The following is a 13,971-nucleotide window of genomic DNA, read 5'->3' on the forward strand; positions in this document are numbered from 1 at the left end:
ACACCGGCTGGCAGATCGTCATCGGCCACGACCGCCACCCCTGGTTCATCCCACCAGCAGACCCCGACCACCCCAACCGCACCCGCCAACCCCTCCGCTCCAACGCACGACGCACCCTCACCAACGAAGCAACCGCAGCAGCGTGAAGGGTGCCGATCAGAGTCGATTCAGCAGATCCCCGAGTCGGTCGATCGCGAGAGCGAGGTCGTCCTCGGACGCAGCGTAGCTGAGTCGGACGAACTGCTCGGCACCGACGTCGCCGAAGTCCTTGCCCGGGGTGAGTGCGACGTGTGCCTGCTGGAGCGCGGTTTCACAGAACTCTGTGGAGGTCAGCCCGGTGGAGCCGACGTCGATGTACACGTAGAACGCACCGTCGGGCGGAACGGGGACGTCGAGCCCGATTCGTGCAAGTCCCTCGAGCACCAGCTTCCTGCGATGCCGGAACTGGGCGCGGCGATCCTCCGCGACCGCGATGGTCTCGGGCTCGAAGCAGGTCAGGGCAGCGAACTGTGACGGGGTAGGAGGGCAGATGTAGTAGTTTTGCGCGAGTCGTTCGGCGACGGGGATCATCTCTTCGGGAACGATTGCCCAGCCGAGGCGCCAGCCGGTCATGCCGAAGTACTTCGAGAAGCTGTTGATGACGATTGCGCCGGGGTCGTCGGCCGCAATGCTGCGCGGCGGGCCGTCGGGACCGTCGTCGGCGAGCCCCAGGTAGATCTCGTCGACGATGCGCCATCCGTCGCGGTCGGCGACAGTCGCGCAGAGGCGAGCCAACTCGTCGTAGGCCAGGGAGGTACCCGTCGGATTCGACGGCGTGGCGACCATGACGCCGCGCGTCCTGTCCGACCATGCGCCGGCGACGGTCTCGGCGTCGAGCTGGAATCGCGTCTCCGGGGTCGTCTCGATCAGCCGGACCCGGCCGCCGAAGCTTTCTGCGAACCGGCGGTTGCAGGGGTACGACGGGTCGGCGACGAGGACCTCGTCGCCGGGGTCGATGAGCGCTGCGCACGACAGTAGAAGTGCGGCAGACGCGCCCGTCGTCACGACCACCCGCTCCGGCGCCACGTCGGCGCCGAACTTGTCGGCGGTGAATCCGGCGATGGCGGCGCGTAGTTCGTCAAGACCGAGGGCACCGGTGTAAGCGAGAGACCGGCCGTCGCTGATCCGCTGCACCTCGCGAAGGAATGCCGGCGGTGCGCCGAAGTCGGGTTCGCCGATGTTGAGCTTCACCACGTGGTGGCCTGCGGCTTCGAGAGCAGCGGCGTGCTTGCCGAACTCCATCGCGTAGAACGGGGTGACGGCTCCGGCGCGGCTCGAGAACTTCATGGTCTAGACCTTAGGCGTCGTGCTGTGCGGGCCGACGGCGCGTAGGGGAGGACCCTGAGGTTTCCCCGGTTTCACGGTCCAAGTGGTGACTTCCCGGCGTCGGTGGGCCACGGTGGAGTCATGAGTACAAACCTGGAACCCCGAAAGTCCGGCAGCGCTTCCATCTGGAAGATCGTGCTGATCGTGATCGCCGTCCTGATCGTCCTCTCGATCCTCGGCCCGCTGCTCAAGGCAGCGTTCTGGCTGGCACTGATCGGCTTGGCGATCGTCGGTGCCGGCGCACTGTTCTTCAGCGGGAAGAAGCCCTAGTCCGACCCTCCACGCCGGGCGCCGGCCGCGAGCTACTGCGGGCGAAAGACGAGTTTGCCCCGCGGGTGCGCGCCGACGAGTTCGTTGAAGGCCTCGCCTGCGTCGTCGAACCCGAAGTTGCGGGCGATCTCGACAGCGATGCGACCCGACGCGGCGTCGGCCAGCAATGGTTCCACCGCTTCCCTACGGTGATGGCGGCTCCGCTCGCTGCTGCCGTCGATGATGGTGATGCCGTCGTCGGCGCGTCCCCACGCGGCGATGCTGACAATCCGGTGGGGAGCTACCAGCGCAAGGGAAACGTCGATGGCCTCGTCGGTGCCGACGGAGTCGATCACCGCGGTGATCCGCTTGCCGGCGCGGGCTTCCTCGACGGCGTCGGCCAACCCCTCGCCGTACGCCACGGGAACAGCGCCGAGCTCGCGCAGGTGATCGTGATTCCGGGGCGACGCGGTGGCTATCACCGTGGCTCCGCCGGCGAGCGCCTCGGTCACCACAATCGAGCCGACCGCGCCGGCGCCGCCGTGCACCAGCACGACGTCGTCGCCGGTGATGCGGAGGGTGGCGAGGGCATCCACTGCGGTGACACCGGCCAAGAGCAAGGACGCCGCCTCGTCGAACCCGAGACCGCGGGGCAGGTGGTGGACGTTGTCGGCCTCGGCCAGCACGTACTCGGCGAACGCGGCGGTGGCCGGGTAGACGACGACCTCGTCGCCCTTCACGAACTCTGAGTCGGTGCCCGCGAGATGGACCACGCCGGAGGCTTCGGCGCCGGGTGAGATCGGCAGCCTTGAGGCGTCGGTGCCCATCGCGCCGCTGACGACCTTCACGTCATACGGGTTCAGGCCTGCGGCGCGCACCTGGACGACGACCTGCTTGCGGCCGGGAATCGGGATCTTCGCCTCGGCGACCTCCAGGACGTTCACGGGATCTCCGTACTCGGCGGCGATGATCTTCTTGGCCATGGTCTTGTCCACCAGTTCCTCTGCTGATCGGGGTGATTCCGGTACCACGGACCATCATGCCAACTCTGGACAGTAGCGCTCGATGAGACCTGTTCACCGGGGCCTTCACCGGTTACCGTGAACTTACTGTCACAGTAATTCTTCGGGATGGAGTCAGCGATGAGCGAGTCGGGGTTGGATCACTCGGGGTTGGATCACGAGGTGGTGATCGTCGGAGCGGGCTTCGGCGGCATGGGCGCGGCGATCGAGTTCACCCGGCTCGGGATCGAGGACTTCGCGATCCTCGAACGCGAGGACGACCTCGGCGGCACGTGGCACGTGAATCACTATCCGGGGCTGGCGGTCGACATCGCGTCGGTCACCTACTCGTACTCCTTCGAGCCCAACCCGTACTGGTCGCGGCTGTTTGCGCCGGGCGCCGAACTCAAGAGATACGCCGAGCACATCGCGGACAAGTACGACCTCCGACGGCGCATGGAGTTCGGGGTCGTGGTGCGCCGTGCCGAATGGGACGACGACGGCGAGTTCTGGACGGTCCACACCGACGACGGCCGCAGCCGCACGGCGCGGTATCTGGCCACGGCCACCGGTTTCCTCTCGCAGCCGCACACTCCGGACTTCGACGGCATCGACACGTTCGAAGGCGACATCATCCACACCACCGACTGGCGCGACGGTTACGACTTCGGCGGCCGCCGCGCCGCGGTGATCGGGACCGGCGCCACCGCGGTCCAGTTGATCCCGGAGATCGCGCGGGTCGCCCGGTCGCTGACGGTGTTCCAGCGCACGCCGATCTGGGTGGTCCCGAAGATCGACTTCCCGATCCCGAAGCCGGTGCAGCAGGTGTTCGCGAAGGTCCCGCTGACGCAGAAGGCCGCGCGGCTGGTGAACACCTCACTGCTCGAGGCGCTGATGGTGCTCGGCGTGCTGCACTACAAGCAGGCCAAGCCGGGAAACCAGGTCGCGACGCTGATGGCCAAGGCCCACATGCGCCTGCAGGTGCGCGACAAGGCGACGCGCCAGGCGCTGACCCCGCACTACGACTTCGGCTGCAAGCGGCCGACCTTCTCCAACACCTACTTCCGGACGTTCAACCAGCACAACGTCGCGCTCGAGACCGGCACCATCGACCACGTGGTGCGCGACGGAATCGTCACCGCCGACGGAACCAAGATCGACGTCGACACGCTGGTGCTGGCCACCGGCTTCAACCTGTGGGACGTCAACTTTCCGGCCTTCCAGATCATCGGCCGCGACGGGCGCGACCTCGGCCAGTGGTGGCGCGAGGGCCGCTTCCAGGCGTACGAGGGGATCACGGTGCCGAAGTTCCCGAACTTCTTGACGTTGAACAGCCCGTACTCGTACAGCGGGCTGTCGTACTTCACGACCATCGAGGGCCAGATGAAGCACATCGGCAGGCTGTTCGGCGAGATGCGGCGACGCGGCACCGCGCGCTTCGAGGTCACCGAGGCGGCCAATCGGAAGTTCCTCGACCGCGCCACCAAGAACCTCGAGTCGTCGGTGTTCTACGCGGGCGACTGCGCGTCGTCGCGCAGCTACTACTTCAACCAGCACGGGGAGGCGACCCTGCTGCGGCCGAACTCCACGCTCGCGACGTTGCACGAGCAGGCCAACTTCCCACTCGACGACTACGCGTACGCCTGACCGGCGGGCGCTCTCAGCGCCCGTGCCGCTGGTGGTAGTCGTTGCTGATGGCGTCGGCCCGCCGCACCTTGTGCTTGTTCAACAGCTCGGGGTCCAGCCCGTTGTTGACCATCAGATGCCGACGGAAGACGTGACTCAGCGCGGCCTGGAAGTAGACGAAGGGGATCAGCAGCAGGACGATCATGCCGACCTTGACCCACACCGAACCCGGGATGAACATGAATGCGGCAAACAGCGGGACCACCGGGATCAGACCGCGGACGAAGTAGCGGCGGAAGGCCCCGGGGCCGGTGAGGTCGTTGAGCACCCAGGGCTGCATGGATTCCGGCAGGCGGCGACCGAGGAGATAACCGATCTTCTGCAGCAGACCGGGGTGTTCAGTGCTCATGCCCCGACTATCCCACGCTCCCGACCGGTTCGAGAAGTTCCGGACCGTCGTTCGCGACGTGGTTCACCAGCGGCGAGACCTCGCGGATGTCGATGGCATCGACCAACTCCGCGGCGGGTGGCGCCAAGAGCAGCGGATCGGCAGCGGCATCGGGATCGAGCCAGGCGTCCCAGTACTCGTACGGCATGATCAGCGGCATCCGATGGTGCACGTCCTGGAGTTTGCCGACGGCGTCGGTGGTGATGATGGTGGTGCTCGAGACCCATTGCGAGTCGTCGCCTGCAGCCCTCGCCTCCGCCGGTCGCCACGCCGCCCACAGACCGCCCATGAACAGCCGGGTGCCGTCGGTCGGCGACATGTAGAACGGGATCTTGGTCGGTTTGCCCTTGGGGCCCGGTGGGCCGGGCTTCCACTCGTACCAGCCGTCCATCGGGATCAAGCAGCGCTTGCCGGGCAATGACTGCCGGAAGGCCGGCTTCTCGGCGAGTGTCTCGGCGCGAGCGTTCAACAGCAGTGGGCCCTTGCCGAGTTCCTTGGTCCACGACGGAACCAGACCCCACCGCATCGCCCGGACGCGTCGCGCGGCGACATCGTCGGGACTGCCGTGCTCGTGACGTTGGACGACGGTCATCACGGTCGTGGTGGGCGCGACGTTGTACGACTCGCGGACGTCGGCGTCGCCGACCTCGTTGATCGCGTCGATCTCGGCGGCCAGCTTGGCCGGATCGGTGGTGACTGCATAGCGTCCGCACATGAGATCCATGCTGGCACGCCACCGACCGCCCTGCATCCCGCCGCGCTGCCTTCGGAACAAACCTCGGCGGAGTGTTGTTGACCGAGTCGATGAACAACGATTCGACGCCGGCCGAGGATTCGACAGAGAGCTCGGTTGTCGCCGGTTTCCGGACTGAAGGAGGTGGCTCCACGATGCCCACGGCAACGCTGTCGCGCGGTGCGATCGTGACGGGTCGACCGGAGGGCGTACGCCCCTCTCATGGATCGCTAGACTTGGTAGAGCACATTTCCAGCGAAGGGAAGTACGTGTCTTCTGAGAGTCCTGGTCCACCCGAGACCCAAGAGCAGCTCACTGAGCGTTTCGAGCGCGACGCGCTGCCGCTCCTCGACCAGTTGTACGGCGCCGCGCTGCGCATGACGCGCAATCCGGCCGACGCTGAAGACCTGGTCCAGGAGACCTTCATCAAGGCCTTCTCGGCGTTCGCATCGTTCCGCGAGGGAACCAACCTGAAGGCTTGGCTCTACCGGATCCTGACGAACACCTACATCAACTCGTACCGGAAGAAGCAGCGCCAACCCGCGCAGTATCCCACCGACGAGATCACCGACTGGCAACTCGCGGCCTCCGCCGAGCACTCGTCGACCGGACTCAAATCGGCCGAGATCGAGGCGCTCGAAGGCCTCCCGGACGACGAGATCAAGGAGGCCCTGGGCAAGCTGCCCGAGGACTTCCGCATGGCGGTCTACTACGCCGACGTCGAAGGACTTCCGTACAAGGAGATCGCCGAAATCATGGACACCCCGATCGGCACCGTCATGTCGCGGTTGCACCGCGGCCGCCGCCAACTCCGCGACCTCCTGGCCGACGTCGCCCGCGAGCGCGGCTTCGGACGCACCAGCGAGGTGGCCAAGTGAGCGGGACAGGCGACAGCGAATTCGAGAACCTGGACTGCTCGGCCGTCCTTGCCGACATCTATCTGCTTCTCGACAACGAATGCGATTCCGGCGCGCGACTGCGTCTGGAGGGACACGTCAACGGATGTCCGTCGTGCCTCGAGCACTACGGGGTGCAACAGCAGCTCAAAGCGTTGATCAGCCGTAAGTGCGGCGGCGAGCACGCCCCCGACGGCCTGCGCGAGCGGTTGCGCGTCGAGATCCGGCGGTCGGTGGTCATCGAGCAGACGACGTACCGGATCGACGGTCAGTAGCGACTTCTCGCGACGCTTCGACGACGCAGCACCTACTCCGACGCAGCACCTACTCCGACGAAGTGAAGCGGCCCGATTCCCCTGAGGGAATCGGGCCGCTTCGTCGTCTAGCCGAGTCAGTTCAACTCAGGCGTTAGGACGCTTGCCGTGGTTGGCTGCGTTCTTCTTACGACTGCGCCTCTTACGTCCGCGCTTGCTCATGACGGACCTCCTTCGATAATGCGGTCACCTAGCGTCGACCATTGTTTCACGACGATCGCCGTCGACGTTAATCAGGCGGACACGAGTTTCGTCCGAGTGGTGCTGTAGCTAACATGTGCTCATGGCAGAAGACGTGGTCAATGAAATCGTTGCGACTGTTCTGGAGGTCTCGGTGGAGGCCGGCAAACGAGTCGAGGTAGGCGACACCCTCGTACTTCTCGAGTCGATGAAGATGGAGATCCCGGTCCTGGCCGAAGACGCCGGCGTGCTGGCGGAAGTCAAGGTGAACGTCGGCGACGTGATCCAGGCCGGCGACATCATCGCCACGTACCAGCAGGACTGAGAGCCGAGGACCGACGGAGTCGGGCAGGAGCTGAGCGCCGCCGATGGCCACCCTCACTGATCTCCTCGCTGAGCACACGACGCTGTCGGCGCCCGCTGGCGAACACCTGCAGCGGCTCGTCGCCGAATGGCAGCTGCTCGCGGATCTCTCGTTCGCCGATTACCTGCTGGCGGTCGCGGGGACGTCGGGTTCCATCGTCTACGTGGCGCAGGTGCGACCCAACACGGCATCGACCGTGTTCCCCCGCGACGAGGTGGGCCACCGCATCGACCAACCCGCGAGCGAGCAGGGCGCCAATCCGCTGATGTCGTCGGCGCTGGTGTCCGGTCTCATCGAACGCGAGCCGATCGCGACCCGATTCGGCCATCTGCTGATCGAGCGGCTCGCGGTTCCGGTGACGTTCGACGGCGAAGTGATCGCCGTGCTCGGTCGCGCGGGGGACGCCTCGGATTCGCGACCGGCCTCTCCTCTCGAATCGGCTTATCGAGATGCCGCCGAGGCGCTGTGCCGCATGGTGGTCGAAGGGACCTTCCCCCTCGATGAGGCGAACACCCTGGGCCTCTCGACGCCGCGCGCGGGCGACGGTTTCATCCGCGTCGAGGCCGGCGGCGGTGTCACCTATGCCAGTCCCAACGCGCTCTCCGCGGTGCACCGCATGGGTTGGACCACCGATCTCGGCGGCTCACAGGTCGCCGAGGTCCTGGCTGCGCTGCTGACCGATCCGTTCGAGTCGGCCGACGCCGGGGCGATGGTCATGGCCGCGGCGGGAACCGTCTCGGACGCGAGCCTGCCGCCGTCGGACATGGCGCTGCGCATGGAACTCGACGCGCGGCGCGCCACGGTGCTGGTGCGTGCGGTGCCGCTGCGGTCGGCGGGGCAGTCGCGGGGCGCGATTCTCCTGATCCGCGACGTCACCGAGGTCCGACGTCGTGATCTCGCGCTGATCAGCAAAGACGCGACCATCCGCGAGATCCACCATCGTGTGAAGAACAATCTGCAGAGCGTCTCCGCGCTCTTGCGACTGCAGGCGCGTCGGTCGGGGAACGAGGAGACCGCTGCCGCGCTGAATGAGGCGGTCCGACGGGTGTCATCGATCGCCCTGGTTCACGAGATGCTCTCGGGCAGCGTCGAGGAAGAAGTGGACCTCGACGCGGTGGTCGACCGGCTCGGCTCGTCGCTGGTGGACGTGTGGCTGCCGGACGGCGGCACTCGGGTCACCGTGCGACGCGACAGCCGTCTCGGCGTGCTGGCCGCAGACTTGGCAATGCCGCTCGTCATGGTCCTGACCGAAGTGATTCAGAACTCGATCGAACATGGATTCACCGCGGGCCAGGAGGGTGCCGAGATCGTGATCGCGGCCGAACGCGATGTGCGGGACCTGCAGGTGACGGTCACGGACAACGGCCGCGGGCTGCCCGAGGGCTTCGACATCGCGGCGTCGAATCGGCTCGGCCTGCAGATCGTCAACACGCTGGTCTCGAACGACCTGAACGGGACCATTGCGCTGGTGGACGCCCCGAGCGGGATCGGCACGCTGGTCCGGCTCGACATTCCGCTGCGCTGACCCCGGAACACCCAGACCCCGGAACGCCGAAAGCCCCGGTCGTTGACCGGGGCTTTCGGAGCAGTGAGTCTATGACGCTTAGACGGCGCTGCGTGCGCGGGTGCGTGCGTTGCGACGCTTGAGCGCGCGACGCTCGTCCTCGCTCATGCCGCCCCAGACGCCTGCGTCCTGGCCGGTCTCAAGGGCCCACGCCAGGCAGTCGGCGGTGACGGGGCACCGCTGGCAGACCAGCTTGGCATCGGCGACCTGCGCAATGGCGGGACCTGACGTGCCGACCGGGAAGAACAGCTCCGGGTCCTCATCACGACAGATAGCCTTGTGGCGCCAATCCATTACATCTCCTAATAGCTCTACGGCGTTGTCAGCACGCGCTTGCATCACGGTCAGTTTTGACTTGAGGTGCAATACCGAATTCACCTGGCTTGGGGCGCAGGACGTCGCTTGGCAGGGGTGGGTGATTGCGTCAATATCTGTTGTACTACTCTGCCCGGACGTTTGGCTATAGTTGTGATCTGATTGCCGGATACATCACATGGGGTTGGCAAGCCGTCAAACTCGTGCTTACCGGCCAGTAGCGCGGAGGTTAATCGGCCTTCGCGGGTGCTGCGACGTCGAGGACCGCGCGCCGGTAGCCGAACTCGAGATTCTGGTAAAGCCCCAGGTAGTCGCCATCCATTTGGACGTCGGCGGGTTCCGGCGAGGTGAAACGGACCCACTCCACATCGTCATTTCGGTAGAGATGACTCGCCTTGGGCTCGGTGCCGGCGATGAGTCGGCCGCCGAGGACCAGGTTTCGCGGAACGGCGATGGAGGTGGCGGCGAAGATGCCGAGGCCGGTGTCGAACGAGGTGCCCGGATTTGTGCGGATCTCGCGCGTGCCGAAGTAGGTCCACGGGCCGGTGTTGCTGACGAACCCGAACCGGACGCCTTCGATCGGCTCGTGGTCGGGGACCTCGACGGTGAACGCCGGGGGAGTGATCGACGGTTTGAAGAATGCGCCGAGGGTGGTGCGGAAGTACAGTCCGGCGGTGGCCTTCTTGCCCTTCGCGCGGAGCTCCTCCATCTGGCGGACCACGATGGCGTCCATCCCCATGCCCGCGTTGAACAGGAACCAGCGGTTCAGGGTGTGCCCGAGGCTGATGGACCGCCGCGAGCGCTGATCCAGCAGCGTCATCAGCTGGGCGGTGGCGGTGAGCGGGTCGCGGTCGATGCCGAGCGCCCGCGCGAACACGTTGGCACTGCCGCCGGGCACCACGCCGAGCGCGGGCAGGTCGGCGGGATTCCGTCGCGGCCGGTCGGGGGCGCCGAGAATTCCGTTGGTCGCCTCGTTCACCGAGCCGTCGCCGCCGTGGACCACGACCGCGTCGTAGCCCTCTGCGGCGGCGCGGGCACCGAGTTCGCCCGCGTGGCCCCGGTGCGTGGTGTGTTCCACGTCGACCTGGAAGCGGGAATCGAGGGTATTGGCCAGCGCGTCACGACCTTCAGGCGTGGTGAAGGTGGCGAACGGATTGGTGATGAGCATGACGCGCACGAGGGAACACGTTATCGCGCGCGCGCCCGATTCACGAGTTGGGGGTCCGCGGTCATACTCTGGAGTAGTGAGCAGTTCCGATCCCCTTCGCCGTGTCCCTGCCGTTCCGAAGACCCTTCGGTGGGTCGGGTTCGGCACCGCAGCTCAGGGGTCGCTCGGCTTGATCGTCGCCGTGATCTTCATCGTCCGCGAAGCGCTCGGCCATAAAGAGGTCGCGATCAGCGGCTACGGCACCGCGATGTGGTTCGTGGTGATCGGCGGCTCCGTCTTCGCGGGCGGAATCGCGCTGATCCGCGGCAAGCGCTGGGGACGTGCCATCTCGCTGATGGCGCAGATCCTGTTGCTGCCGGTGTCGTACTACCTCTACACCAGCGGCCTCCCCGCGATCGGCATCCCGGTGGCGATCCTCGCCGTGGTCCTGCTGGCCTTGTTGTTCGCTCCGGCGTCGGTGACCTGGCTCGAAGCCTCCGATCTCCCCCCGGACGCCTGACCGTCGGACACCGAGGTCCGGCCTGACAGGTCGACGTGACGAGGCCCATCGTAAGGTGGTGGCTATGACGCGCACCCTTGCCATCGCGAATCAAAAAGGTGGGGTGGCGAAGACCACCACCACGGCGTCGGTCGGTGCAGCCCTGGCCGACAAGGACGTCTCGGTTCTCGTCGTCGACCTCGACCCGCAGGGCTGCCTCACCTTCTCACTGGGACACGATCCCGACCAGCTGACGAAGTCGGTGCACGATGTCCTGATCGGCGCGGAAGACATCGCCGACGTGCTGCTCGACACCGACGACAATGTGACGCTGCTGCCCGCGACCATCGACCTCGCCGGCGCCGAGGCGCTGCTGCTGATGCGCGCCGGTCGCGAGTACGCCCTCAAACGGGCCCTGGCCGAGGTCGCGGAGGACTTCGACGTCGTGCTGATCGACTGCCCGCCCTCGCTGGGCGTGCTGACGCTCAACGGTCTCACCGCCGCTGACGAGGTCATCGTGCCGCTGCAGTGCGAGACGCTGGCGCATCGGGGCGTCGGCCAACTGCTGCGCACGGTCAACGAGGTGCAGCAGATCACCAATCCCGACCTCAAGATGCTGGGTGCGGTCGCCACGTTGTTCGACGCCCGCACCACGCACAGCCGCGACGTCCTCGCGGACGTCTCCGACCGCTACGAGTTGCCGGTCCTCGAACCCCCGATTCCGCGCACTGTCCGGTTCGCGGAGGCCTCGGCGTCGGGTGCCTCGGTGATGCGCGGCCGCAAGAACAAGGGCGCGACCGCCTACCGCGAACTCGCCGAGAACCTCTGGGACTCGTGGAACGGCGGCAAGGTCAAGACGCACGAGCTCGAGATCTCCTGACCTCGCGCCCGTGCGCCCGGCTCGGACGCCGGCGTCACCACCCTATCGGGAGACCACCCCGCTAAGAGATCGCCCGGTAGACCGCTGTCTCGAAGTCGAGGTAGCCGCCGACGGATGCGGGGTCGGCGAAGGGGAGGATCTGCGTTCCCCACATCCCTGCGACGTCCTTCTCCCGGTCGATCCAGTAGTACAGGTTCGCCAGCCCCGCCCAGGCCAGTGATCCGGCGGTCCGACCGGTGGGCGCCTCATCGTCGTTCACCATGAACGAGTACGCCCACGATTTCGATTGGCCGGGGAAGAACTCGGCGTCGTGCGTCAGTGCCGGCGCGGAACTGGCGAGCATCCCGACTTTGAGATCGCCCAGACCGTTGACGGAGGCGCTCCGGACGGTCTCGGCTCGCAGGACACGTCCGTGTTCGCCCTCACCGTCGCGCAACCACATGCGCAGGTACTTCGTGTAGTCGCCGATTGTGGCGTACACGCCGTGACCGCCCATGTCGACTTCCGGCTCTTGATCGAGGACCAGCCCGGTCGGGACCAGGGAGCCGTCGTCGAGGCGCTGATGAACTTCGGCGCGGCGGGCGGCCATCGAATCGGTCATCACGAACCCGGACTCGGACATGCCGAGCGGGTCGAACACCCGCTTCTGCATCACTTCAGACAGACGCTGTCCCCGGATCGACTCCACCACCAGGCCGGCCCAGTCCATGTTGGTGCCGTAGCTCCAGCGGGTGCCGGGGTCGAACAGCAGGGGTGAGCGCAGGCAGTCGCGGGACGCGGTGAGGATGTCGGGCTGTCCGGTCTCGGCGAGCAGCCGGGCGTACTCCTCGGAGAAGAACGAGTACGAGAGTCCCGCGGTGTGCAGTAGCAGCATGCGGGTGGTGATCGGAGTCGTCGGTGCGCGCAGGATCTGCGAACCGTCCGCGGCGAAGCCGTCGAGAACCGGCAACTCGCCGAGCTCCGGGACGTACTCCGACGCCGGGGCGTCGAGGTCGAGCAGACCGTCTTCGACGCACTGCAGGACCGTGGTCGAGGTGAGCGCCTTGGTGCACGAGAACACGGCGAAGACGGTGTCGGCCGTCATCGGCGTCGGATCGTCCAGCGACCGGGCACCCGCGGCACCGACGTACACGTCGCCGTCGCTTCGGGTGACCGTCGCAACGACCCCGGGAACGCGCTGGTCGGGGTCGGCGGAGACGACGCGCTGCAGAATGTCGTCGAGTGGTGCGAAGTCGGGCATCTCATTCTCCTGTGCTGGTGGTGATGATGACAGAAGTGATCATGTCCCCGCTGCGGCCGACGCCATGTCTGCGATCGGCAACGACTGCCTCTGAACGGCGACGACCTGTGTGACGTGCGTGGCACCTGATCAGCGGCGTGCGCGCGCCAGGGTCTCGGACGGCTTCTCGCCGAACCGTCGGCGATAACTGGCGGCGAAGACCCCGAGGTTCACGTACCCCCAACCGTGGGCGCTCGCGGTGACGGACGTACCGCCCGACAGCAGCTCGCGATAGACGCCCTGGAGTCGCTGCTCCACGAGGTAGCTGCGCACCGACGTCCCGAGGTAACGCGAGAAGCCGCCGCTGAGCGAGCGCACACTGATACCCGCGGCGCCGGCGATCTCGGCGACGGTCGGCAGGTCGCGCGCGTTGGCCTCGATGTAGTGCACGGCGGCACGGACGTAGCCCGGTGCCGCGACGGTCGACCTCCGTTCCAGGTCGACCTCCGCCCGCAGCGCCCAGTCTCGGAGGAGCTGCGCGGCGATCGTCTCCTGCAGGTGCTGGCCGATTCGTCCGGACGACACCTCGTCGGGCGCGACGGCAGCGGTGCTCGTCGCATAACCGAGGAGGTTGATCCAGGGAGTCCCGGCTCCGCCGATCTCGCAGCCCCGCGACCACAGAGAGTCGTCCGGCACGTGACCCCACCAGCGCAGCGCGAGGTCGGCCAGCAGGCGGTGTGGAACGGTGAGGTTCAGCTGAAGGTGGTCGTCGTCGGCGCCGAGCCGGTAGTCGGCACGGCTGCAGTCTGCGACGAAAGTCTGTCCGGTCGACAGCACGGCATCGGTCCGGTGTCCGACGCGATGTCGAGTCCGGCCGCGCAGAGTGGTGAGGACCAGCACGTTGCCCGCTTCGGCGTCGAAGTCGCGCAGGGAGACCTCGGTCCCGTAGCTGAAGTGGGTCATCGTGATCTCGCCGATGTCGATGGAGAACATCGACGAGGCCGGCGCGATCGCCCGGCCCACCGGCTGCACGTCGAACTGCATGTACTTGTCATCGGTCCACTCCGCGATCGCGTCCCAGTTGGTCTCCGGGACCAGCGCGCGGCGATCGCGCGGTCGCGGGTCGAGGTCGCTCTGCATGCTGCGAGAGTACTGGCGGTCGCGACGCGCA

Annotated in this window: 16 protein-coding genes; 8 read left to right on the forward strand and 8 right to left on the reverse strand. The window is 66.7% G+C overall.

All coding sequences use genetic code 11. The features are described 5' to 3' along the window. Positions 1 to 156: 156 nt before the first annotated feature. Entirely contained in the window at positions 157 to 1,326 is a 1,170-nt protein-coding gene (locus GX543_RS01240) for an aminotransferase class I/II-fold pyridoxal phosphate-dependent enzyme (protein ID WP_290849284.1), read from the reverse strand. Between the two features lie 120 nt (positions 1,327 to 1,446). Between GX543_RS01240 and GX543_RS01245 the strand changes: the two genes are divergently transcribed. After that, positions 1,447 to 1,635, forward strand: a complete 189-nt coding sequence (locus GX543_RS01245) for a hypothetical protein (protein WP_290849286.1) — start codon at positions 1,447 to 1,449, stop codon at positions 1,633 to 1,635. Positions 1,636 to 1,667: 32 nt separating this feature from the next. Here the strand turns inward: GX543_RS01245 and GX543_RS01250 are convergent, their stop codons facing one another. Further along, positions 1,668 to 2,609, reverse strand: coding sequence for an NADP-dependent oxidoreductase (locus GX543_RS01250; RefSeq protein ID WP_366929044.1), 942 nt, complete (start codon positions 2,607 to 2,609; stop codon positions 1,668 to 1,670). A 147-nt stretch (positions 2,610 to 2,756) separates the two neighbouring features. Here GX543_RS01250 and GX543_RS01255 point away from each other — a divergent pair, with 147 nt between their 5' ends. After that, positions 2,757 to 4,262 (forward strand): NAD(P)/FAD-dependent oxidoreductase, encoded by a 1,506-nt coding sequence (locus GX543_RS01255; RefSeq protein WP_290849288.1) that lies wholly within the window; start codon positions 2,757 to 2,759, stop codon positions 4,260 to 4,262. A 13-nt stretch (positions 4,263 to 4,275) separates the two neighbouring features. On the opposite strand, the gene GX543_RS01260 is transcribed toward GX543_RS01255, so the two are convergent. Both GX543_RS01260 and GX543_RS01265 read right to left on the reverse strand, forming a co-directional pair. Further along, on the reverse strand, positions 4,276 to 4,650 hold the full coding sequence (locus GX543_RS01260; RefSeq protein ID WP_290849290.1) for a DUF5313 family protein: 375 nt from the start codon (positions 4,648 to 4,650) through the stop codon (positions 4,276 to 4,278). Between the two features lie 7 nt (positions 4,651 to 4,657). After that, entirely contained in the window at positions 4,658 to 5,404 is a 747-nt protein-coding gene (locus tag GX543_RS01265) for an SOS response-associated peptidase (RefSeq protein WP_290849292.1), read from the reverse strand. Positions 5,405 to 5,577: 173 nt separating this feature from the next. Here GX543_RS01265 and GX543_RS01270 point away from each other — a divergent pair, with 173 nt between their 5' ends. The 4 genes from GX543_RS01270 to GX543_RS01285 all read left to right on the forward strand — a co-directional run bounded on the left by GX543_RS01270 (position 5,578) and on the right by GX543_RS01285 (position 8,701). Continuing rightward, a complete protein-coding gene (locus GX543_RS01270; RefSeq protein WP_290849293.1) occupies positions 5,578 to 6,300 on the forward strand; it encodes a sigma-70 family RNA polymerase sigma factor in 723 nt (240 codons plus the stop codon). Then, complete coding sequence (gene rsrA, locus GX543_RS01275; RefSeq protein WP_290849295.1) at positions 6,297 to 6,593, forward strand: mycothiol system anti-sigma-R factor; 297 nt, start codon at positions 6,297 to 6,299, stop codon at positions 6,591 to 6,593. Before GX543_RS01270 ends, rsrA begins: the two co-directional genes overlap by 4 nt. 322 nt (positions 6,594 to 6,915) lie before the next feature. Further along, the gene (locus GX543_RS01280) at positions 6,916 to 7,137 is read left to right on the forward strand and encodes a biotin/lipoyl-binding carrier protein (protein WP_290849297.1); all 222 of its coding nucleotides are present in this window, start codon (positions 6,916 to 6,918) and stop codon (positions 7,135 to 7,137) included. Positions 7,138 to 7,180: 43 nt separating this feature from the next. Then, positions 7,181 to 8,701, forward strand: a complete 1,521-nt coding sequence (locus GX543_RS01285) for a sensor histidine kinase (protein ID WP_290849298.1) — start codon at positions 7,181 to 7,183, stop codon at positions 8,699 to 8,701. Between the two features lie 78 nt (positions 8,702 to 8,779). Here GX543_RS01285 and GX543_RS01290 read toward each other — a convergent pair whose 3' ends face one another. Together GX543_RS01290 and GX543_RS01295 are read right to left on the reverse strand one after the other, a co-directional pair. Continuing rightward, the gene (locus GX543_RS01290; protein WP_009679257.1) at positions 8,780 to 9,034 is read right to left on the reverse strand and encodes a WhiB family transcriptional regulator; all 255 of its coding nucleotides are present in this window, start codon (positions 9,032 to 9,034) and stop codon (positions 8,780 to 8,782) included. A gap of 250 nt (positions 9,035 to 9,284) precedes the next feature. Next, positions 9,285 to 10,232, reverse strand: coding sequence for a diacylglycerol kinase family protein (locus tag GX543_RS01295; RefSeq protein WP_290849300.1), 948 nt, complete (start codon positions 10,230 to 10,232; stop codon positions 9,285 to 9,287). A 67-nt stretch (positions 10,233 to 10,299) separates the two neighbouring features. Here GX543_RS01295 and GX543_RS01300 point away from each other — a divergent pair, with 67 nt between their 5' ends. Together GX543_RS01300 and GX543_RS01305 are read left to right on the forward strand one after the other, a co-directional pair. Continuing rightward, on the forward strand, positions 10,300 to 10,722 hold the full coding sequence (locus tag GX543_RS01300; RefSeq protein ID WP_290849302.1) for a hypothetical protein: 423 nt from the start codon (positions 10,300 to 10,302) through the stop codon (positions 10,720 to 10,722). A 64-nt stretch (positions 10,723 to 10,786) separates the two neighbouring features. Continuing rightward, entirely contained in the window at positions 10,787 to 11,581 is a 795-nt protein-coding gene (locus tag GX543_RS01305; RefSeq protein ID WP_290849304.1) for an AAA family ATPase, read from the forward strand. A 61-nt stretch (positions 11,582 to 11,642) separates the two neighbouring features. On the opposite strand, the gene GX543_RS01310 is transcribed toward GX543_RS01305, so the two are convergent. Together GX543_RS01310 and GX543_RS01315 are read right to left on the reverse strand one after the other, a co-directional pair. Further along, positions 11,643 to 12,821 (reverse strand): serine hydrolase, encoded by a 1,179-nt coding sequence (locus tag GX543_RS01310; protein ID WP_290849306.1) that lies wholly within the window; start codon positions 12,819 to 12,821, stop codon positions 11,643 to 11,645. A gap of 129 nt (positions 12,822 to 12,950) precedes the next feature. Next, on the reverse strand, positions 12,951 to 13,940 hold the full coding sequence (locus tag GX543_RS01315) for an AraC family transcriptional regulator (RefSeq protein WP_290849307.1): 990 nt from the start codon (positions 13,938 to 13,940) through the stop codon (positions 12,951 to 12,953). Between the last annotated feature and the right edge of the window lie 31 nt (positions 13,941 to 13,971).

Source organism: Gordonia sp. (in: high G+C Gram-positive bacteria), from assembly GCF_012515855.1.
Taxonomy (GTDB): domain Bacteria; phylum Actinomycetota; class Actinomycetes; order Mycobacteriales; family Mycobacteriaceae; genus Gordonia.